The sequence below is a fragment of the Nocardia terrae genome (assembly GCF_009760405.1).
In the GTDB taxonomy this organism is placed as follows: Bacteria; Actinomycetota; Actinomycetes; order Mycobacteriales; family Mycobacteriaceae; genus Nocardia; species Nocardia terrae.
Window position 1 is genome coordinate 604460 of record NZ_WRPP01000002.1, and the last position, 19233, is coordinate 623692.

Consider the following 19233-nt stretch of genomic DNA (forward strand, 5'->3'; position numbering starts at 1 on the left):
TACAGGTATGGCGGTCGGCGTGGCGGCGGATCGTGATCGTGGCCGCCACCAACACCGGACTGACCATGATGACGTTCACCCTCATCACCTTCGTGCTGTCCTACGGACTCGACACACTGCACATCGCCCAACCCGTCCTGCAACGCGCGACACTGCCCGCCCAGATCCTGCTGCTGCCCTCCGCTCTGCTCGGCGGTGGCCTGGGTTCCGCTGGTCGAACCGCACTCGTGCACTGGTCCGGCGGAGCCTCGTCGCTCGTCGCCCGGTACCTGATGACGGGCGGTTTGATCAGGATCGCCGGCGTCCTCGCCGTGCATGGGGTGCGAAGCGCGAGCTCAGCCAGCTCATCCGGAGCCGGTCGCGGCTTCGGTGATGGCGTCGACGAAGGCGGGCAGATCGCTCGGGTTGCGGGAAGTGATCAATGGCCAGTTGTTCTCGTCGCTGCGGACGGCCGCGTCGTCGACCCACCATCCGCCGGCATTGGCGATGTCGGTGCGGAGCGACGGGTAGGAGGTGAGTGTCTTGCCCGGGATCACCCCGGCGTCGACCAGTAGCCAGGGGCCGTGGCAGATGGCCGCGATGGGTACACCGGTGGTGGTGAGCGCGCGCACCAGGGCGCACGCGTGTGGGTCGGTGCGTAGCCGGTCCGCGTTGACGGTGCCGCCGGGGATGACGAGGACGTCGATCTCGGCGGTGTCGAGGCCGTCGAGGGTGGTGTCCGGGTCGATGGTCTCGGCCGGCTCGAGGTCGTGCCGATAGGTTTGCACGGGTTCGGATTTCACCGCGGCGTGCACGACTCGCGCGCCGCGCTCACGCAGTCGGTCGCGGGGGACAACGAGTTCGTCGTGCTCCACGCCGGTGTTGCCGGTGATGATCACGACCTGGATTCCGTCGAGTTGTCCTGGCATGTCGGCTCCTGTCGGTGATGCCTCGTCGCGGGGCGATGACTGTCGCCACAGCCTGCGAATGCCCGGCGAAGCGCGGCCGAAACCGGCGTTGCCGACGGCTTCCTGGTCCAGGTGTCGGTATCGGATCGCTCGCGAGGGGGCAGGATGGGTTCGGCGTCTTCGGGTCGGCCCTGTTCGATGCGGCGCGCGCGGGCGAGTTCGGCGTCGAATTGTGCGCCCAGCAGAATCGCGAGGTTGGTCAGCCACAGCCAGACCAAGAAGACCACCGCGCCGGCGAGTGAGCCGTACACCTTGTTGTAGCTGCCGAAGAAGCCGACGTAGAGAGTGAATCCGGCGGAGGCGGCAATCCAGATGAGCACCGCCAGAGCGCTTCCGGGAGTGAGCCATCGGAATCCGTATTGGCGTGCGTTCGGCGCGGCCCAGTAGAGCAGGGCGATCACCAGGGCCACCAGGACGATCAGCACGGGCCACTTGCCGATCTCCCAGGTCGTGACCGCACCGGATCCCCATCCCAGCCAGCGGCCGGCCCGTCCGGCCAGCGAGCCGGTGAACGTGATGCCGATGGCGCAGACCGCGATGATGCCGACCATGAGCGCGGTGAGCCCCACACGTAGGGGCAGTGTCTTCCAGATCGGCCGGCCCTCGGGCGTGCGGTAGATCGAATTCGCCGCTCTGATAAAGGCTCCGAGGTAGCCCGACGCCGTCCACAGTGCCACGCCGAGACCCGCGATGGCCACACCGCCCGACAGCGAGCGTGAGCTCTGGAGTTGCCGGATCGCGTTCACCAGGAGATCGGTGCCGCTGCCGGGCCCGATCGAGCGGACGGTGTCGATCAACGACTGGGTCGCCGCAGGACCGAGCAGCCCGAGTAGAGCGGTCACGACGATCAACGCCGGAAATATCGACAGCACACTGTAATAGGTCAACGCCGCAGCCCAATCGGTCAGGTTGTTGGCGTTGGAGTTCGCGGCGGATCGCCGCAGCACACCCCACCAGGAATGGCGGCTCAGGTCCGTGGGTTCGGTGGGAGACTCTTCGGCCTCGAGGTCTTTCGTATTCAATGGCAGCCGTCGCAGGATTCACTGGCCTGGGCGGGGTACGTCGCCGCGCCGGGCATCGGTCTTGTGTTGTCGGTCCTTCCACTGCCTACCCCGCGGGCTTCCATGGAAACGACTCACCGTGCGTGGGCTGTCGAGCGTGACAAGGGGCCGGTCGAGTTCTCACGCCCCGGCCAGTGATTGGAGTCCGAGGGTGGCGGCGGTGGGGGTGAGGGAGTAGAGGTCGGGGGTGGGAGTGTCGGTGAGGAAGTTGTTCGTCCAATCGGTTGCCAGGTCTCGGACGGCGGCGACATTCGCCGATTGGGGGATCCCGCAGAACAATTCGCCGACCAGGTCGGAGCTGTCGCCTTCGGCGTCGGTGTGCTCGCCGGTGGGGAGGCGGACACCGACGAAGGGGCGGTGCAGGAGGGTTTGCAGGGCGGCGGTGCCGGATCCCAGGGCATTGCACAGCGAGGGCGGGCCGGAGATGGTGAGGATGGGCAGGCCGGTCGGGTCGAGGTCGGTGAGCGCGACGTCGGTGTTGTTGCCCAGGAACGACTTCACCGGATCGAGCAGGACCAGGCCGCGGACCCGCGGCCAGATGGCGGGCGCGGTGGTGTGCAGCCGGTGCGCGACGTACTCGACGGCCTCCGCGCCCGCGGAGTGGCCCAGAAACACGAATCGCCGGGGAAGTTCGGGGGCGGTGCGTCCCGCGCGGGCGGCCGCGGCGGCCAGGCTCCGGGTGAGTGCGCCGGACGGATCGTCCGCGGTGGCGAACAACCGGGCCACCTGGTCGAGGAAGGCGGTGTTGTCGCCGAGGTTCTGCAGGGTGCAGCCATCGAGGTTGAGGAACGGCAGGCTGGGCGCGAAGACCAGATAGCCTGCGGCGGCGAGGGATTCCGACAGGGCGGCGACGTTCTCGCTCGCGCGAGCGAAGCCGTGCTGCACCCAGACCAACCCGCGTGGCGCGCCCGCCGGCAGGTACCAGTCGACGGTCTGACGCAGGGTCGAGGTCGCGCACGGTAGGTCGATCGTGCCGGGCAGGACCGGCGATTCGGCTGCGGCGGGGCAGATTCCGGCGACGGCGGCGGTACACGCGGCGGCCAGGACGGTCAGTGTAGAACCCCGAAGGCTCATCGTGACTCCAATGGGGAGGGCACGCTGTTTCCCTTGGCGGAATAGCGTTTCTTTCAGTGCTCCCAGTGACCATAGTTGCTTCGCTGCCGTGCACGATCGTTTTGGGACAACTGCTGGACGCAGCCACTGTATCGAGGTTATGTTTCGTTGAGAGAAACAATGTTTCACTTGGAATCGCGTGCGGCGGAGGCTCCGCAGTGAGGAGACGCCCCGGTGAGATCGGCGCTCTACGTCCCCGGTAACCGTCCCGAACTGTTCGACAAGGCGCTGGCCGGTCCGGCCGATGTCGTGCTGCTCGACCTCGAGGACGCGGTTCCCCTGGGAGACAAGGATTCCGCGCGCGCCGAGATCGCCGGGTGGCTGCGCACCGTCCCGGCGGCGCGCCCGCGCATCTGGGTGCGGGTCAACGTCGAGGACGTCGAGGCCGATCTGCGCGCGGTGGCGTTACCGGCCGTGGCCGCGGTCTGCCTGGCGAAAACCGAGTCGCCCCAGCAGGTCCGCGCCGCCTCCGCGATCCTGGACGCCTGCGAGCCGGGTCCGGCGCGGATCGAGATCTGCCCGCTGCTCGAGAGCGCGGCCGCGATTCTGGACGCTCGTGCCATCGCCGCCGGGCCGCGGGTAGCCCGCCTGCAGATCGGTGAGGCGGATCTGTGCGCGGACACCGGCATCGATCCGGGGGCCGATCGCGCCGAATTGCTCGCGGTCCGGACCCAGGTCGTATTGGCGTGCGCCGCAGCGGGAATCGCGCCGCCGCTGGGCCCGGTGAGCACCGACTTCCGCGACCTGGGGGCGCTGCGCACCTCGACCGAGGCGCTGGCCCGGCTCGGCTTCCGGGGTCGCGCCTGTGTGCATCCGGCCCAACTGCCCGTGGTGAACGCCGTCTTCACCCCCACCGCGGCCGAGCTTGCCCGTGCCCGGGAACTGTTGTCCCGCTTCGATTCCGCGTCCGGCGGCATCGTGCTCGACGACCGGGGACGCATGGTGGATCAGGCCGTCGTGCGCCGAGCTCGGCGACTGCTCGCCGATGCCCACGGCGAGTGAGGCGGATCGGCCACCCCCGCGGCGCGTCCCCGGGGTGGGCCCGGCGGCTCGCCCGCGATGTTCCCGCGTATCGCTCTCAATGCTCCCGTAGCAGTCGGCCCGCGCCCGCGACCCGGTCGTCGATGCCGTGCTCGCGCAGCGCGTGCCACAACGTGGCGGCATTGATCGCGACGACCGGCTTGCCGAGTTCAACTTCGAGTTCGTCGGCGAGGGCGACGAAGGACAGATTGGTGCCCACCTGGACGATCGCCTGGACGTCGGGCGAATCGAGGGCGGCCACGACCGCACGCAGCCGCTCGGGCCCGACCTTGGCGATGTCCATCGCGGTCGGGCAGCGCAGTCCGGTGACGGCGGCGACGTCGAACCCGGCCTCGGTGAAGAACCTGCCCACCTCCCGGTCGGCGATGGGCTGGTACGGGGAGAACACCGCGATGCGGCGGCAGCCCAGCTCGTGCAGCGCCGCACGGCACGAGCTCGCGCCCGTGGTGACCGGCAGGCCGGTCCGGTCGCGCAGGCGCTGTTCGAAGGCGGCGTTGCCGTCGACGCCGCCCCAGAAGGTTTCGGCGGACATGCCCATGACCATGCGGTCCGGTTCGGCGGTCAGGGCGTCGCGGACCGCGGTGTCGATCGAGGCGCGGATCTGGACCAGCAGGGCCTGGAAGTCCGCGTCGTCGCCCATCGCGGGATCGGGGATGTACATGGATCCGGCTCGGTAGGCGATGCCGGGCAGTCCCGCGCGCCAATAGTCGTGCTCGACAACGGTATTGGTGCTGGGAACGATCACGCCGAAGACGGCGCGGGTCCCTACGGCATTGGTCATCGTCTTCCTCTTGATAGCGGGGTGCGCTGACGTCGGGTGGTCAGTGGGAGTCGATCGCGGTGCGGGACAACGCATCCGAGACGGCGCGATGGGCCCGGTCGCGATCGGCGGGCCGGTCGAGCAACAGGGCGTCCACCAGCAGCGGCGCGACGATGGCCATTGCCGTCTCCTCGATCGAGGTCGCCTCGCCGACGCCCGCCGCGCGCACCGCCGCGTGGAAGGGGGCGAGCAGGTCGGCGACATAGCGGTGCCGCAGTTCCGCGCAGGCCGGATCGGCGGCCGAGGCGGTCACCAGGGCGCGCAGGAATGCCGCGACGGGCTTGTCGCGCAGGCGATCACACAGTGAGTCGACTTCCGCGTGCAGATCGGCCACGGCGTCGCCGGTCGGCTCGGGGGACGGGTGGGGCGCCACGGCGATCAGGGCCGCGAGGAAGTCTCTCGGGGTCGGCCAGTGCCGATAGATGGTGGTGCGCGCGACGCCGGTAATGCCGTGCAGCCGTTGCGGAGTCAGCGCCGCCGCGCCCTCGGTGAGGATCAACTCCAGCGCGGCGGTCAGCACGATCTCTTCGGTCTCGGCGGCGGGTCCGGCCGGGCGTCCTGGTCTGCTCACGGATTAAACGATACATCTTGTTTTGGTTATTGATAAGCACTACATTTTGTATCGGAAAGTTCGCGTCCCGCAGGAGGATTCATGCGCCCCCATGTCGAACTCATCGATGAAAAAGACCTCATCTGGCATGTCGCCGAGTTCACCCACGCCGAAGGCACCGCCGAGCAACGCAATCTGAGCTACGACGAGGAGGACGGCTCGGCCTCGTTGAAAGTCCGCTTCACCAGCGACTGGTCCCGACCGGCGGGCGTGCACACCGCCGAGACCGAATGGTTCGTGCTCGCGGGCGAGATCACCGTCGGCGACACCGTACTCGGGCCCGAGGGGTTCTGGATGGCCCCCGCGGGCGTGTGGACCCCGCCCCTGCGAGTGGCGGCCGGTACCGAGATCCTGCTGTTCCGCGAACGGGGCGGCTGGGAGTTCGAACCCGCCGGCGCCGACCGCGAATTCGTCCGTCCCGACCAGAAACTCGTCGTCCACGACTCCGCCGCCATGCCGTGGGTCGACGTCAAGGACGGCAGCCCCATGCGCTTCGACCTCGGCGGCACCCCTGTCCCGGGCCTCTACATCAAGCTGCTGCACCGCGACGAGAAGACCGGCTTCTACACGCGCCTGATCAAGGCCAAGCCCGGCTGGCGCGAAATGCCGCTGGCCCACCACCCGTGCAGCGAGGAGGCGTACTGTCTCGACGGCGGCTTCGAATACAACTTCGGCTCCATGTGGCCGGGCGCGTACTTCTGGCGGCCGCCGTTCATCCGCCACGGCGACTTCACCGCCGACGCCGAACGCGGCTGCACCTGGATCGTCCGCTCCGACGCCGACCTCGTCGACTGGTACACCGACAACGCCAAGGTCGTCATGACCGGCGACCCCACCAATTGGGGCGAAGGCTTCCCGAACACCGCCGCACCCCGCTTCATCACCCCGGTCCGCTCCAAATCCATTGGGGAATGGGCGGATCCGACACACCAGTAGTTCCGGGCGGCGGCGCAACGCCCCGTCTCGGCCGACCACGGCTCGCGTCGGCCGGGACGGGGCTGCCGTGGCGTCGGCCAGCCGCCACGGGCCGACACAGCGCGGGTGCCGCGACGGGCCGACGCAGCGCGGGTGCCGCGACGGGCCGACGCAGCGCGGGTGCCGCGACGGGCCGACGCAGCGCGGGTGCCGCGACGGGCCGACACGGCGCGGGTGCCGCGACGGGCCGACCGGACGCGAGTTGCTGTCGAGGGCGTGCCGATCGGCGGTCGTGGGGATCGAACCTCGCCGCGCGGGCTCAGTGGTCGCGCAGCAGGCTGCCCGCGCCCTCGACGCGGTCGGTGATGCCGTTGTCGCGCAATGCCATCCACCAGGTGGCGGCGTTGATGGCCAGCACCGGTTTGCCGAGCCAGCGTTCGGCCTCGTCGGCCAGGCCGACCATGGACAGGTTGGTGCCGCACTGGACCAGGGCGTCGATGCCGTCGTCGTCGACCTCGAGCAGCGCGGCCCGTAATTCGGCCGCGGTGACGTGGGCGATGGAAACCGCGGTGGGGCAGCGCAGGCCGCGGATAGCCTTGACCTCGAAGCCGAGCTCGCCGAAGAAGCGGACCACGTTCTCGTCGCCGACCGGCTGGTACGGGGTGACCACGCCGATGCGCGCGGCTCCGTACAGCTCCAGCCCGCGGCGGCAGGCTTCCGCGCCGGTGGCCACCTCCAGTCCGGTGGCGTCCTGGATCTGGCGTACGAAACGCTGGTTGCCTTCGACTCCGCCCCAGAAGGTTTCGGCCGACATGCCCATGACCATGTAGTCGGGTTCGCAGGTCAGCACCCGTTCGCAGGTGGCGGACAGTTCGGCACGGATCTGCTCGAGCAGCCGGTCCATGCCCGCGTCGTCGCTCATGTTCTGGTCGCGAATGTGGATGCGCCCGAAGTGGGCGGTCACCCCGGGCACGCCCATGCGGGCGAAATCGGGTTCCACGACGGTATTGGTGGAGGGCGCGAGCACGCCGAACTTGGCGCGCCAGCCCAGCACGTCGGGCATGGAATCTCCTGTCGGTCAGTCGGATTCGGGGGAAGCGAACAGATCGCGGCGGCGGAACGGGGCGGCGGCGAAGCGGCGCATCACCTTGCCGGGTGTCAGCCAGGCCACGCGTGCGCCGTTGCGGGTGTCGGTGACCGCCCGCCGCGCCAGCCACGGGGTGACGGTCTCGACGCGGTCGGCCAGAATGTTGAACACCTTGCGCGCCTTGGCGAGTTCGGCGTCGTCGCCGTAACCGTGGGTGAGCAGGTCGGTCACCACCATGCCGGGACTGAGCAGCCCGACCGACACCCCGGCGGGCATCTCCTTGGCCAGCCCCTCGGTGAGATAGGTGACCGCGCGTTTGGTGGCCCCGTACCCGGTCAGGCCCGCCACCGAGCGGCCGTCGCTGCCGAGCCCCTCCATGTTCCACACGTGCCCGCCACCGGCTGCGGCCATGCCCGCGATGGCCACCGCGCAGCCATTGGCGACACCGATCAGATTGGTGTCCACCACTTTCCGCAATTCCGCCGCCGACAGCGACCAGAGCGGGGTGCGGGCATGGGAGACGCCCGCGTTGTTGATCCACACGTCCACGCCGCCGAACTCGTGCACCGCGGCGTCCCACAGCTCGCGCACCTGGTCGCGGTCGGTGATGTCGGCGGCCACGACCAGCGCGGGCCCGTCCAGTTCGGCGCGCACCTGCTCGATGCGCTCGATATCGGTGCCGCACACCGCCACCCGATGCCCGTCCGCCAGCAGTGCCCGCGCCATCCCCAGCCCGATGCCGCGGGTGCCGCCGGTGATGACGACCGTGCGCGCGCCCGCGCTCATTCGCGCTCCAGGACGCCGTGCACGACCACCGTCAGCCGATTGCGCTCGAACAGCTGATACACCACGGCCATTCGCGACCCCGGCCCCATCCCCGGTTCGGCGTCGAGCATGAATTCGCGTCCCACCAGCCGCCGCCCGTCGGTCTGGTGCAGGCGCACGAAATGGGCGCGGCCGTAAGCCTGCCCATTGCCCCAGATGTCGGGGCCTTCGTGGAACGAGCGCGCTCCGTCGCGGCGCACGGTGGTCCGCACGTCGGATTCGAGCACCCCGGACATGGTCAGGTGATGTTCGGCCGTCAGCAGTCCGAGCGGGTCGACGGTCAGCGACATCCGGGTCTTGCCGATGTCGACCTGATCGGCGGTCCATACCTCGAGGTCGCCGGTGAAACGGCTCTCGTCCTTGGTGGGCAGGGTGAATGTCACCGCACCGCAGCGGGTTTCGGTGGCGACGCGCTCGTCGACGAGTGCGGGATCGCGGGTGTACACACCGTCGAACACCCCGACCACGGCCGGTCCCTGATACAGCACCGACGAGTACGCCTGTGTGTCGCCGAGGGTCTGGTTCCAGGTGTCGAGCGAGACCTGCCATCCGGGCCCGTAATAGTGCGCGTCCACGAATCCGCCGTAGGGCTGCCCGGACCCGTAGAAGTCCGGCCCCGTGTAGATTCGGTCCCCGTCGCGATCGAGCACGCCGAACGCGAACGGCGCACCGAGCGCGAACCGCCCGGCCAGCTTCCCACCGCCGCTCAGCCCGCCGTCCATGACATAGGTGATGTCCCCGTTCGCGAAGACCGACGAGCGGCGAATGTCCTCGAATCCGAGCCACACGCCCTCGGCGTCGAACAGGGAGGGCCGTCCCACCCACTCCCCGGCGATGCGTTCCTGGAACACACTGGGTTTCGCCTGCACGCTCATGCTTCCAGCTCCCCGCGGACGCGTTCGGACTGTTCGCTGCCCAGCAGCCGGGTGACCTGTTCCCACACGGGATCGATCCGGGGGCTGAACAGGTTCGCCCGATTGACGCGGTCGCGTGCCGCCAGATCGGTGTCCACCGCGGGAACGCCCTTGTCCACCAGCGCGAGCCAGTGCCGCAGGTACGCGTCCACGGTGCCGCCCAGCTCGCCGAAGGCGGACTCGTCGGCCCGGCACACCAGCATCCACGGTGACATCAGCGCCCGCTGCCGCGGCCCGATCGCCGCCGCCGACACCCCCTCGAGCTGCCAGGCCGCGTCCAGCAGCGGCGTCAACGGCAGGTAGGCGGCGTCGAGATAGTCCAGGTGCACGGCCAGGTCCGCGCGCGGGATCAGATCCAGGTGCATGGCGTAGTACTCGCCGCCGTACACCGAGTCCAGGGTGAAATGCGGTACGGCCGAATCGCTTCCGGTGAACGCGAAGATCATGTGGCTGTCCAGCCCGATGGGCGGCACCACCAGATCGACGGTGACCACCTTGTCGATGGGGCCACCGCGCAGCACACGCAGCCTGCCCACCGGATCCGGTGCCATCGCGCTGGTCAACGCCACGTCCTCGGCGACGGTCGAACCCAGTGTGCTGGAGAGGGTGTCGAGGGTGCGCTCACTGAGCGCTGCCGGCAGGGTCATGCGGTTGTCCTCCATTGCGGGCCTTGTGCACCCAGGCGCTGGCCAGTTCGGGATTGTCGCGGCGCGCGGGCGAGGCGATGACGGTGGCGGTGCGTCGTGGCGCGTCGCCGGTGATGACGTCGTCGCCGCCGACCCACCAGCCCTGCTTGATCAGCTGGGTGCGCCGGCGGCGGTAGGCGACCTGCAAGGCGTCGCTGCGCACGTGCAGCTCGTCGGACAGGTCGAACGGAAGCAGTTCCGGCCGTTGGGATTCCACCACCGGACGGTCCTGCAACAGGATCTTCTCGATGCGCTTGCGGGTATTGGCGTCGGCCCAGCCGCCGGTGAAGAAATTGCGAAAGCCGAGAATCTTCACCAGCGTGCGGTCCTGCGACAGCGGAATGTTGAAGTCGTAGAGCAGCAGGTCACCGATGGGCAGCCGCACATGCAGCTTCACGATATTGGGCAGATACCAGGCGTTGGTGACGGTCACGTACTCCGGCCGGGGTTTGCCCCGGAACAGCAGCCCCCACAATCCCTTCGGTGGCGGCGGACTCAGCTCGATATCGGCCTCGGCCGACCAGTCCGTCTGCTGCACTCGGAAATCCGGGATCTCGGGCTTGTCGGGATTGCCGAAGGCGGTGCCGTGCACGAACGGGGTGTGCGAGGCGTCGACCACGTTCTCGAAGGTGCGTTCGTAGTTGGCGTCCACCACCATCTCGTATTCGACCGCGCGGAACGCCGGATCGTCCCATTCGGGAATCTCCGGGATGGGCGGCCGTTCGGCCTCGGGCAGGTCGCCGAGGAAGGCCCACACCATGCCGTAGCGCTCCAGCGTCGGATACGCGTCCACCCGTGCCTTACGCGGGATGCTGCGCTCGGGGGAGTTCGCCGGGATGCGCACGCACACCCCGTCGGCGTCGTACTGCCAGCCGTGATACGGGCACGTGATGCAGTCGCCGTTGACCTTGCCCATCGACAGCGCGCCGCCGCGGTGCACACACAGATCCGACAGGCAGGTCACCGCACCGGACGCGGTGCGGTAGAGCACGAAATCCTGGCCGAGACAGGTCACCTTGCGCGGTTCGCGGCCGACGCGGCCGGAGAATTCGACGGCGTACCAGAAGTTCTTGAGCACTGCGATCTCCTCAGCGCCGCTTCAGCAGCATGCCGTCGTCGAAGCCCGCCAGTTCGTCCCGGGCGGTGTGCGAATCCCGCAGGTGGGTGTGCAGGAACAGCGTGGTGAGGTGGGCGAATCGAGCGCGGGCGTCGGTATTGCCGGGACCGTCCAGGAAGGCGCGCGCGGCGGTCGGGTCGGCGTCGGCGATGGCGAAGTGGTTGGCCCCGGGCACCACCGCGAGCAGATGCTCGCCGTCGGGCAGCGCCTCGGTGAACGTGCGCTGCACCGGATCCGGCCGGTCCTCGCCCTCGCCGTAGCGGTCGGCGCTGCCCCGGATGACGCCGTCGTCGGTGCCCACACCCAGCAGCACCGGGCAGTTCACCTGCGCGGGCAGTACGGTGCCCGGATCCCAGCCCAGCATGGTCGCGACCATGGTGTGCGCACCCCACGCGAAAACCGCCCGCACCGAAGGGAAATAGCGCGCCGACTGCAGCACCACGGTGCCCCCGGCCGAGTGACCGCCGAGCGCGACCCGGTCCAGGTCCAGGCTCCCGCGCAGCGGTTCGAGCGTGTCGAGTTCGGCCAGCCCCGCCAGTACCGCGGGAATGGTCGGGCAGGTGGGCCGGGTGCCGTAGGCGTCGGGCCGCGCGGCCGCCAGGTCGACGCCGGGCGTGAGCCCGCGCTGCCCGCCGAACAGGTCCGCCACCCGGTCGAAAGTGACCACCACGAAACCGGATTCGGCGATCTCGGTGGCGAAACGCCGGTAGGCGTCCTGGGCGACATTGACCCCGGACAGGAACACCACCACCGGGTAGGGCGCACCGGCCGGATCGGGTGCGAAGACGCCCGTGAGCCGCTCGGCGTCGTCGCCCGAGGCGACGGCGGGGTAGTAGACCTTGAGATGTGCGGTGTCGAAGGGCGGTTCGCCGTCGGTGCGCACCGACCACCACAGGGAACGAATCAGGCTCATCGGGTCACCCCACCGGTCGCGGCAGCACGCGGTCGCCGCCCCACAGCGCGCGCACCAGGCGCGCGGTGAGTTCGGGCCCGAACATGCGCTCGCCCATGACGTTCGCCGGATCGCGCTCGGCGATATTGCGGCGGACGCGCAGATCGCGGGCGGCCAGCTCGGCGCGCTCGGGCTCGGGGACGGTGTCGGCGTCGTCCACCCAGCCCAGCCACTGCTCGACCTTCGCGGTCAGCAGCTCGGCGACGGTGTCGAGATTGGGCCGGGTCGGCGGGAACGAGTAGCAGTAGGCGGTGGGGGACAGGCTGGCGCGGATGAATCCGGTGCGGCTGGTGAACCAGGTGAAGTCCGGATGGTCCTGTTTGAAGGTCAGCCACGCGGCGTCGGCGTCGGCGTAATAGCGGTCGTAGTAGTCGCCGTCGCCGACCAGATCGCCGCGCGGCACCCCGTCCACGTAGAACCAGCCCTCCGGCCACAGCAGCAGCGCCGAACCCAGGTGTGGCACCCGCACCTGCGGCCCCAGCCAGGCGGTGAGATGCATGTTGACGAAACCGCTTGCGGGATCACCGATCCAGGAGTGCACCAGCCAGTCGATCTCCGGACCGGTGTAGGCGGCCAGGCTGCCGGACGGACCGCCCTCGCCGCCGTAGGAGTCCAGGTCGGCGGTCGACGGATCGCGAGTGAGTTCGAACCGCGCCTCGATGCGCGCCTTCAGCCGCGCCAGCAGCGCCTGCCATTCCCGAAAGGTTTCGGTGACGTCGGTTCGGGGGTTCTCGTCGACCATCTGCTCGACGTGCTGGAGGGTTTCCTTCATGGCAGCTCCGGTTCTGTTGTGGCGGTGACGGATTCGCGGGTGAGGGCGGCCGTGGCGGCGGGCGGTCGCCCCGCCACCAGATCGGTGCCCCGCGAGACTCGGCGGTTGATCGCCTGCGCCGGGCGGACGGTGGCGATCAGGCGGTCCGCGCCCGGCGGCGCCGCGCTCACCTCCGGATGACTGATGACACCGGTGAACGGGCCCTGCCAGGGCGTCCAGAGGGTGAAGTCGGGGCTGAGCGCGTAGACCGCGGCGGCGAGCCCGCCGGCCGGATCCAGGCCCGCGGCAACGATGTTCAGCCGATTCTCCGCCGCGCGTTCGGGCAGGCCGAGCCGGTGCTCCCAGGGCTCGGCGGGTGTGTGCGCGACGGCCACGACATCGGCGTCGGCGAGGGCGGCCAGCCGGAAGGTCTCCGGGAACAGCGCGTCGTCGCCGATCACCAGCGCCAGCCGCGCCCACGGCGTCTCGAAGACCTCGAGCCGGGATCCGAGCTCGGTGAGCCAGGGATAGCGGCGGGTGCGATGCAGCTGGGCCTGCCGGCCGCGCACGCCCTCGCTGTTGACCAGCAGTCCCACATGTGAACCCCCGGATCCGACGGTCAGCACCGCGTACGCGCGCGAACCCCGCAGCGCCGCGACCACCGCGGTGACCGCCAGGGGCTGCGAGAGGGATTCGGGCACCACGATCAATTGCGCACCGGCCGCGGCGGTCTCGGCGATGAGATCGGTATCGGGCAGCGTCACCGCGACCCGCTGGCTCTGGGCCGCCGCGGCGGTGCGCACGGGGCTCGCCGCGGTCAGCAACGGGCTGTAGAGCCGGGGACGGCGGGCGGCGAGCAGATCGGTGCCGTCGGGCCGGTGTTTGTCGTCGGCGCGCCGAATGTCGATATCCGCCACCACCAGGGCCTCGCCGCTCGGGGGAGCCTTGGCCACGGTGGTGCCGTCCGGGGCCACGATCTGGCTCTCGCCCGCCCCGTGCAGCCGATCGGCCGGCACGCCCAATTTCGCGGCGATGGCGGGCAATTGGTCCTCCGGCAGCAGCGGGCCGACCTTGTTGGCGGCGATCACCCACACCTTGTTCTCCGCGGCGCGCACCGGAATGTGCAGGCTCGCTTCATCGGTGGCGAAGGAGTTGAGGCTGTTGAGCAGCACTTGCGCGCCGCGCACCGCGAGCGAGCGCGGCACCTCACAGATCACGCCCTCCATGCAGGCGTAGAGGCCGAGGCGGCCCAGCGGGGTGTCGACGACCTCGGAATCGGTGTCGCCGCGGTCGAGATGGTCGTTTTCCGCGCCCATGAGGATCTGCTTGTCGGATTCGCCGAGCAGGCTGCCGTCGGGTCCGTAGAGCAGGCTGGTCGCGGTGGTGCGGCCCTCGGCGCGGGCCAGAGTGACCCCGATCTTCACATACATGCGGTGCCGGGCGGCGCGCTCGGCGACGGCGGTGAGGAAGGAATCCCCGAGCCGGCAGGCCATTCGCCGCGCGTGAGACCGGTCGGTGTACCACGATAGGTGGTTACAGAACTCGGGCAGCACCAGCAGTTCGGCGCCGTCGGACGCCGCGGCGTCGATCATGCGCACGCAGGTCTCGAGATTGGCCGCGACATCGGTGCCGGCGGCGAGCTGGGCGGCGGCGACTCGCGTCATGAACGCGCACCTCCTGATCCTCAGCGTTTCGTAGATCGAAACACTGTTTCCGTTTCCGATTCTGTACCGGCCGCCGGAATCTGTCCAGTGGGCGGCGAAGATTTCCCGCCGAGGCGCGGCGGTGTGCCAAAAGTGGCTGTTTCCAGGCGGTTACGTGCTCGTTCGCGCTTGACACCCATCGTCGGCGACGGTTCAATATGGCAACTGCGAAACCGTGTTTCCTTCTGCGAAACAGGTGTGGAGGTGAGGCGCGTGGGACGACTGCTCCTGCTGATCGCCACCGCGGCGGCCGGTCCCGCCGCCGGAATCGAGATCGCGTTGCTGTGCAAACCGCTCGGCGGCGCCACCGGAATGCCCGGTGCGGTCGTCGGCTACATCGGGCTCACCGCACTGGTGCTCGGCTGCGCGGTGATCCTGCCCGCGCACCGGTGGCGGCTGTTGTCCTCCGTACGGCGCGGCGGGCTCGCGGCGCTGGTCGCGGGCGCGGGACTGGTTGCCGCCGGGCTGATCTCGACCATGTGGGGCCTCACCGCCGGTGTCCTCGTGGCCGGGTCGGCGGCCGGGCCGCTGCTGGTGGCGACACTGGCCGAGGCGAGTGTGCGCGGCTTCCATGCGGCCATGTCGGCGGGCGCGCTCGCCGGAGCGGTCGGCGCGACGGCATTCTTCGAACGGCCGGGCCTCGCCTTGGCCATCGCGGGCGGGATCGCTGCGGTGGCGGGATCGGCTGCGTCTGTATCGAATCCGGTCTCCAGCGCCGGATTCGATGGCGGGCTGCGAGCCGGCGCGCGGCGGCTGCGCCGATCGCTGATCCATTACGGTGCAATCGGTTTCGTCGCGGGCGGTACGGTGCTGCCCGCCTTGCATCTGCTGCTGTTCCGGTGGAATGTGCTCGATGTCGATCAACCCGCACGGCTCGCCCTCGCCATGACGGCGGCCTGCGGTGCGGCGCTGGTCGGCGACCTGCTGGTGAGCGCGCCCGCGGCGTGGCTGATCCTCGCGGCGGGAGGTCCGGTGCTGGTCGCCACCGCGCCCGGCGCATGGCAGGCCACGACCGGGGTGGCGGTCGCTGTCGCGGCGGCGGTGGGTGCGATGGCGGCCACCGATTCGACTGCACGCCGATCCATTCCGGTCGACGAGCGGTGGACCGCCGCCGCGCTGACCGGGCTCGCGCTCGCGCTGGGCGCGGGGTCCGGTCTGAGTGCCGCCGCCGGCGCCGGTCGACTCTGGGGAACCGGGTTCGCGCTGACGATGCTCGCCATCCCGGTGCTGGCGGCCGCCTTGACCGCCACGCGTCTGGTGACTGCGCGCCCGGGCGCTTCGCACCGGCCCGCGACCGGTGCCACCGGGGCGGCGGATCGGCGTGCGCCCGAACAGTTCTCGACGGAAGGAGGCACCCGATGATCCACGCCTGGACGCGTGGCCGTGCCGCTCTCGCACTGGCCGCCGCACTGGCCGGTCCGGCCGCGTTCGCCGCGGCCGATCCCGGCGCACCCGCCGCGCTGCACCTCAGCGCGACCACGGACCTGGCCGAGGGGCAGCGAGTCACGGTGAGCGGCAGCGGCTTTCAACCCGGGCTGGCGGCCGTGGCGGTGGGTCTGTGCAAGCAGGGGTTCACCAACGGTCTGAAGGACTGCGACCTCGACGGCGGCGCGACCTTCGTCAATATCGACGGGGAGGGCGGTTTCAAGACCCTCACCCTCACGCTGCACGCGCGGTTCAAGGAAATCGACTGCACCCGTCAGCAATGCGTGGTGGCCGCCGCACCGCTGCCCGGCACCGAACCGGCGGCGGTCATCCAGGCCAATTCGGCCGCGGTGACCATGTCGTTCGCCGGCGCGCGGCTCCCACCGGCGGCCACGCCGCCCCCGCCCACCTCCGCGACGGTGGCGTCCACCGATACCCGGGGCCCCTCCACGGCGCTGTGGTCGGTGACCGCGGGACTGCTGGTCATCGTCGCCGCAATCGCCTTCGCCGATCGGCGCAGGCAGCAAGAAAGGTAAGGAACACCATGTTTCGATACGGAACTCGAGGGGGCGCGGTGCTCACCGGCCTGACCGCCCTCGCCCTGTTCGGCGGCGCCACCAGCGCGCAGGCGGCCTCCGTGGACGTGAGTCAGACCTGGGGCGTCTCGGCCGGGCAGACCATCAGCGTCTCGGTGAGCGGACTCGCGCCGAACCTGGCGTCGGTGGCGGTCGGCCAGTGCAAGGCGCAGATCTCCGGTCCGTCGGATTGCAACCTGGGCGGCTCACTCCTGGGAACCGCGGACGCACAAGGCAATTGGTCGGGCGGCGGCATCACCCTGGTGTCCTCGATCGGCGACGTGGACTGCACCGCGGCCGCGGGCGCGTGCACCATCTCGGTCACCAGCCTGACCGATCCGAACAACATCCTGGCCTCGGTGCCGCTCAGCTTCGGATGACGCACCCATGAGACGCGACATCCTCCGTGGTGTGGCGGGCGCGGCGGTCACGGCCGCCGCGCTGCTGGCCACCGCCCCGTCCGCCACCGCCGCGCCCGCGCTGCACCCGACACCCGCCGGTGAGGTCAGCGTCGGCGAGGTGATCACCATCGCCCTCGACGGCCTGCCCGCCAACCTGCCCAGTGTGGCCATCGGCCAATGCAAACCGGCCGTCACCAGCCCGTCGGACTGCCAGCTGGACCGCTCCCTGCTCGGCAACGCCGACGCCCAGGGCGTCTGGCAGCCCGGCCAACGCGGCCGCACCATCGTGCTCACCGCCTCGGTCGGCGGCATCGACTGCACGTCCGCGCCGGGTGCGTGCACCCTCGCGGTCACCAGCCTCACCAATCCCACCGCGATAATCACCTCGGTGCCCCTGACCTTCGGCGGCGCCCCGACCACGCAACCCGCTGCCCAGCAGTCCAATTCGAGCGATTCGCACCTCGCCGAGATCGTCACCGGGGTGGTCGTGGTGGTGCTGCTCGCGGCCGCGCTGGCCTACCTGTTGCTGCGCGTGAGGTCTCGGCGCGAATAGGGCGGCGAAAGCCCTCGGCGTGATGGCGCATTTGGCCGGTCCGCTGGACCGGCCATTTGTGCTGCGCGGCAGCATAATTCGCCACAGGAAAATGTTACGCAATGTTGTTTCAGACTGTTGACTTGCTGGAGAGCGAGTCGCCTAATGATCCCTCAGAAACGAAACATCGTTTCTCGATGAGGAACAAAGGAAGTCTCTTGATCATTCGACGCTTGCTGGCGGCCACGGTTTCGGCCGTCTTCGCCGTCTCCGCCTATGTCGCTTCGTCAGTACCGATGGCCAACGCCGACAGTGCCGTCGGATTCGTCGCGAACACCGTCGACATCCGCTGCGCCTTCACCACGTTGCACCAGAGCAGCAACTGGTACTTCCCGTCCGGCACGCCCAAGGCGCTGGTCTGGTTGCAGCACGGTTTCGCCAGTGCCAACGATTCGGTCGACGACACCGCCCGCAAATTCGCCGCCCAGGGCTTCCTGGTCTTCGCGCCGACCCTGCCCACCGCGAACTTCTTCGGCTGCACTCTCGAAAATCTCGGCAACAACACCGATTTCCTGCACAATGTGGCCGATCTGTTCGGCAAGTCCGGCGACCTCGGCGACAAACTCGGTCGGAGTTTCACCGACGCCCGCGGCAAAGCGGGCCGCACCGACGTGGCGCTGCCGACCGCCTGGGTCTTCGCCGCGCACTCCGCCGGTGGCGAGGCGGTGCCGTACGTGACCCAGGAGCTGCGCGCGGACTATCCGAGCGCCTTCGCCAACCTGCGCGGGGAAATCCTCTACGACCCGGTGAAGAGCTTCATCGGCAACAACCTGAGCACCGCGCTCAACCACCTGGACAACACCACCCTGCCGATCCTGGGCATCACCGCCCCGCCCTACGCCTGCAACCGCGACGGCGCCGGCACCCAGGTGATGATCGACCAGTTGCACCGGCCGTTCCTGGGCGTCCGGCTCACCTCCGGCGCCCACATCGACGTCGAGGGCGCGAGCGCACCCACACCGGACAAGGTGGCCTGCGGCACGCCGCAAGCCAAGAACGTCGATGCCCTGCAACATCTCTCGGTCGGCTGGGCCGGAGACTTCGTGGCCGGTACCAAGACCCCGGACCTCTACCCCGGGGGCAGCTACTACCAGGGATTGATCTCGGCGGGCACGATCACGACGCTGCCCTGATCGGCGACCGCGATCCGCTCCGAGCGGGAAGGTGCGGGACCGTGCGTGAGTGCGGCCCCGCACCGAATCGCGCTCCCCGGCGTGAGAGATGATGCCGCCCGGACCGTTTCGGTACGGCCACGATCGATCTCGCCGTTTTCGAACCGGTGCGGTGAAGGTCTGGCTTACGTCCCGTCCGGGCTCCGAGGCGGCCGGTCAACGCGCAACGGTGGCGACGAGGGTGGTGCGGCCGTCGATGGCGGTCAGATAGGGCTCGGTCATCCGCATCCGAGTGCCGCGGTGCTCCAATTCGAAGGCGCCGGATTTCAGGACGTTGCGTACCCAGTCGCTGTGGTCGCCGTAGTTGACCGCCACGTGCAGCTCATCGCCGTGCCATGTGGTGCCGACCGGGGTCCGGAACCGGCGACCGGATCGGCGACCGGTGTGAATCACGTTGGCGTATCCGGGAACGCGGGCGGTCGCGAAGCGGACGGCGGGGTTGGTCACGTACCGGTTGTATCTCGCCAACGTGCGCATGACGCGGGTACGCATGAACACACGATAGTCCGTGGAGCCGCTCGGTTCG

21 protein-coding genes are annotated in these 19233 nt (G+C 69.6%); 7 read left to right on the forward strand and 14 right to left on the reverse strand.

Features of this window, described 5'->3' with window-relative positions; all coding sequences use genetic code 11:
- Positions 1-344 precede the first annotated feature (344 nt).
- The 3 genes from GPX89_RS12705 to GPX89_RS12715 form a co-directional block, all read right to left on the reverse strand.
- The gene (locus GPX89_RS12705) at positions 345-908 is read right to left on the reverse strand and encodes a type 1 glutamine amidotransferase domain-containing protein (protein WP_157387659.1); all 564 of its coding nucleotides are present in this window, start codon (positions 906-908) and stop codon (positions 345-347) included.
- Positions 875-1969 (reverse strand): YihY/virulence factor BrkB family protein, encoded by a 1095-nt coding sequence (locus GPX89_RS12710; RefSeq protein WP_235947095.1) that lies wholly within the window; start codon positions 1967-1969, stop codon positions 875-877. Before GPX89_RS12710 ends, GPX89_RS12705 begins: the two co-directional genes overlap by 34 nt.
- A 159-nt stretch (positions 1970-2128) precedes the next feature.
- Positions 2129-3082 carry an alpha/beta hydrolase gene (locus GPX89_RS12715; protein WP_157387660.1) on the reverse strand — a complete coding sequence of 318 codons (954 nt, stop codon included), beginning with the start codon at positions 3080-3082 and terminating at the stop codon, positions 2129-2131.
- A 213-nt stretch (positions 3083-3295) separates the two neighbouring features.
- On the opposite strand from GPX89_RS12715, the gene GPX89_RS12720 reads away from it, so the two are divergent.
- Positions 3296-4123, forward strand: coding sequence for an HpcH/HpaI aldolase/citrate lyase family protein (locus GPX89_RS12720; RefSeq protein ID WP_198347384.1), 828 nt, complete (start codon positions 3296-3298; stop codon positions 4121-4123).
- Positions 4124-4199: 76 nt separating this feature from the next.
- On the opposite strand, the gene GPX89_RS12725 is transcribed toward GPX89_RS12720, so the two are convergent.
- Together GPX89_RS12725 and GPX89_RS12730 are read right to left on the reverse strand one after the other, a co-directional pair.
- Complete coding sequence (locus tag GPX89_RS12725; protein WP_157387661.1) at positions 4200-4943, reverse strand: maleate cis-trans isomerase family protein; 744 nt, start codon at positions 4941-4943, stop codon at positions 4200-4202.
- A 40-nt stretch (positions 4944-4983) separates the two neighbouring features.
- The gene (locus tag GPX89_RS12730) at positions 4984-5553 is read right to left on the reverse strand and encodes a TetR/AcrR family transcriptional regulator (RefSeq protein ID WP_328601771.1); all 570 of its coding nucleotides are present in this window, start codon (positions 5551-5553) and stop codon (positions 4984-4986) included.
- A gap of 81 nt (positions 5554-5634) precedes the next feature.
- Here GPX89_RS12730 and GPX89_RS12735 point away from each other — a divergent pair, with 81 nt between their 5' ends.
- Positions 5635-6528: a DUF4437 domain-containing protein gene (locus tag GPX89_RS12735; protein WP_157387662.1), complete on the forward strand. Its 894-nt coding sequence runs from the start codon at positions 5635-5637 to the stop codon at positions 6526-6528.
- Positions 6529-6826: 298 nt separating this feature from the next.
- Here GPX89_RS12735 and GPX89_RS12740 read toward each other — a convergent pair whose 3' ends face one another.
- From GPX89_RS12740 to GPX89_RS12775, 8 genes are read right to left on the reverse strand one after another with little or no spacing between them, the layout of a single operon-like run.
- A complete protein-coding gene (locus tag GPX89_RS12740) occupies positions 6827-7570 on the reverse strand; it encodes a maleate cis-trans isomerase family protein (RefSeq protein ID WP_157387663.1) in 744 nt (247 codons plus the stop codon).
- A gap of 15 nt (positions 7571-7585) precedes the next feature.
- Positions 7586-8380 (reverse strand): SDR family oxidoreductase, encoded by a 795-nt coding sequence (locus tag GPX89_RS12745; RefSeq protein WP_157387664.1) that lies wholly within the window; start codon positions 8378-8380, stop codon positions 7586-7588.
- Positions 8377-9294, reverse strand: a complete 918-nt coding sequence (locus GPX89_RS12750) for a hypothetical protein (protein ID WP_157387665.1) — start codon at positions 9292-9294, stop codon at positions 8377-8379. Before GPX89_RS12750 ends, GPX89_RS12745 begins: the two co-directional genes overlap by 4 nt.
- Positions 9291-9980, reverse strand: coding sequence for a hypothetical protein (locus tag GPX89_RS12755; RefSeq protein WP_157387666.1), 690 nt, complete (start codon positions 9978-9980; stop codon positions 9291-9293). Before GPX89_RS12755 ends, GPX89_RS12750 begins: the two co-directional genes overlap by 4 nt.
- Positions 9955-11097, reverse strand: coding sequence for an aromatic ring-hydroxylating dioxygenase subunit alpha (locus tag GPX89_RS45860; protein ID WP_328601772.1), 1143 nt, complete (start codon positions 11095-11097; stop codon positions 9955-9957). The genes GPX89_RS12755 and GPX89_RS45860 overlap by 26 nt, the downstream gene beginning before the upstream one ends.
- Positions 11098-11107: 10 nt before the next feature.
- Entirely contained in the window at positions 11108-12049 is a 942-nt protein-coding gene (locus GPX89_RS12765; RefSeq protein ID WP_198347385.1) for an alpha/beta hydrolase family protein, read from the reverse strand.
- Between the two features lie 4 nt (positions 12050-12053).
- The gene (locus GPX89_RS12770; RefSeq protein ID WP_157387667.1) at positions 12054-12860 is read right to left on the reverse strand and encodes an oxidoreductase; all 807 of its coding nucleotides are present in this window, start codon (positions 12858-12860) and stop codon (positions 12054-12056) included.
- Complete coding sequence (locus GPX89_RS12775) at positions 12857-14503, reverse strand: nitrilase-related carbon-nitrogen hydrolase (RefSeq protein ID WP_157387668.1); 1647 nt, start codon at positions 14501-14503, stop codon at positions 12857-12859. The genes GPX89_RS12770 and GPX89_RS12775 overlap by 4 nt, the downstream gene beginning before the upstream one ends.
- A 252-nt stretch (positions 14504-14755) precedes the next feature.
- Here GPX89_RS12775 and GPX89_RS12780 point away from each other — a divergent pair, with 252 nt between their 5' ends.
- From GPX89_RS12780 to GPX89_RS12800, 5 genes are all read left to right on the forward strand, one after another.
- Positions 14756-15904, forward strand: a complete 1149-nt coding sequence (locus tag GPX89_RS12780; RefSeq protein WP_157387669.1) for a hypothetical protein — start codon at positions 14756-14758, stop codon at positions 15902-15904.
- A complete protein-coding gene (locus GPX89_RS12785; protein WP_157387670.1) occupies positions 15901-16503 on the forward strand; it encodes a neocarzinostatin apoprotein domain-containing protein in 603 nt (200 codons plus the stop codon). The genes GPX89_RS12780 and GPX89_RS12785 overlap by 4 nt, the downstream gene beginning before the upstream one ends.
- A gap of 8 nt (positions 16504-16511) precedes the next feature.
- Positions 16512-16922, forward strand: coding sequence for a neocarzinostatin apoprotein domain-containing protein (locus GPX89_RS12790; protein WP_157387671.1), 411 nt, complete (start codon positions 16512-16514; stop codon positions 16920-16922).
- 7 nt (positions 16923-16929) lie between these two features.
- The gene (locus GPX89_RS12795) at positions 16930-17496 is read left to right on the forward strand and encodes a neocarzinostatin apoprotein domain-containing protein (protein WP_157387672.1); all 567 of its coding nucleotides are present in this window, start codon (positions 16930-16932) and stop codon (positions 17494-17496) included.
- Between the two features lie 197 nt (positions 17497-17693).
- A complete protein-coding gene (locus GPX89_RS12800) occupies positions 17694-18668 on the forward strand; it encodes an alpha/beta fold hydrolase (protein ID WP_157387673.1) in 975 nt (324 codons plus the stop codon).
- Positions 18669-18863: 195 nt separating this feature from the next.
- Here the strand turns inward: GPX89_RS12800 and GPX89_RS12805 are convergent, their stop codons facing one another.
- Positions 18864-19199: a nitroreductase/quinone reductase family protein gene (locus tag GPX89_RS12805; protein ID WP_157387674.1), complete on the reverse strand. Its 336-nt coding sequence runs from the start codon at positions 19197-19199 to the stop codon at positions 18864-18866.
- Positions 19200-19233: the final 34 nt, after the last annotated feature.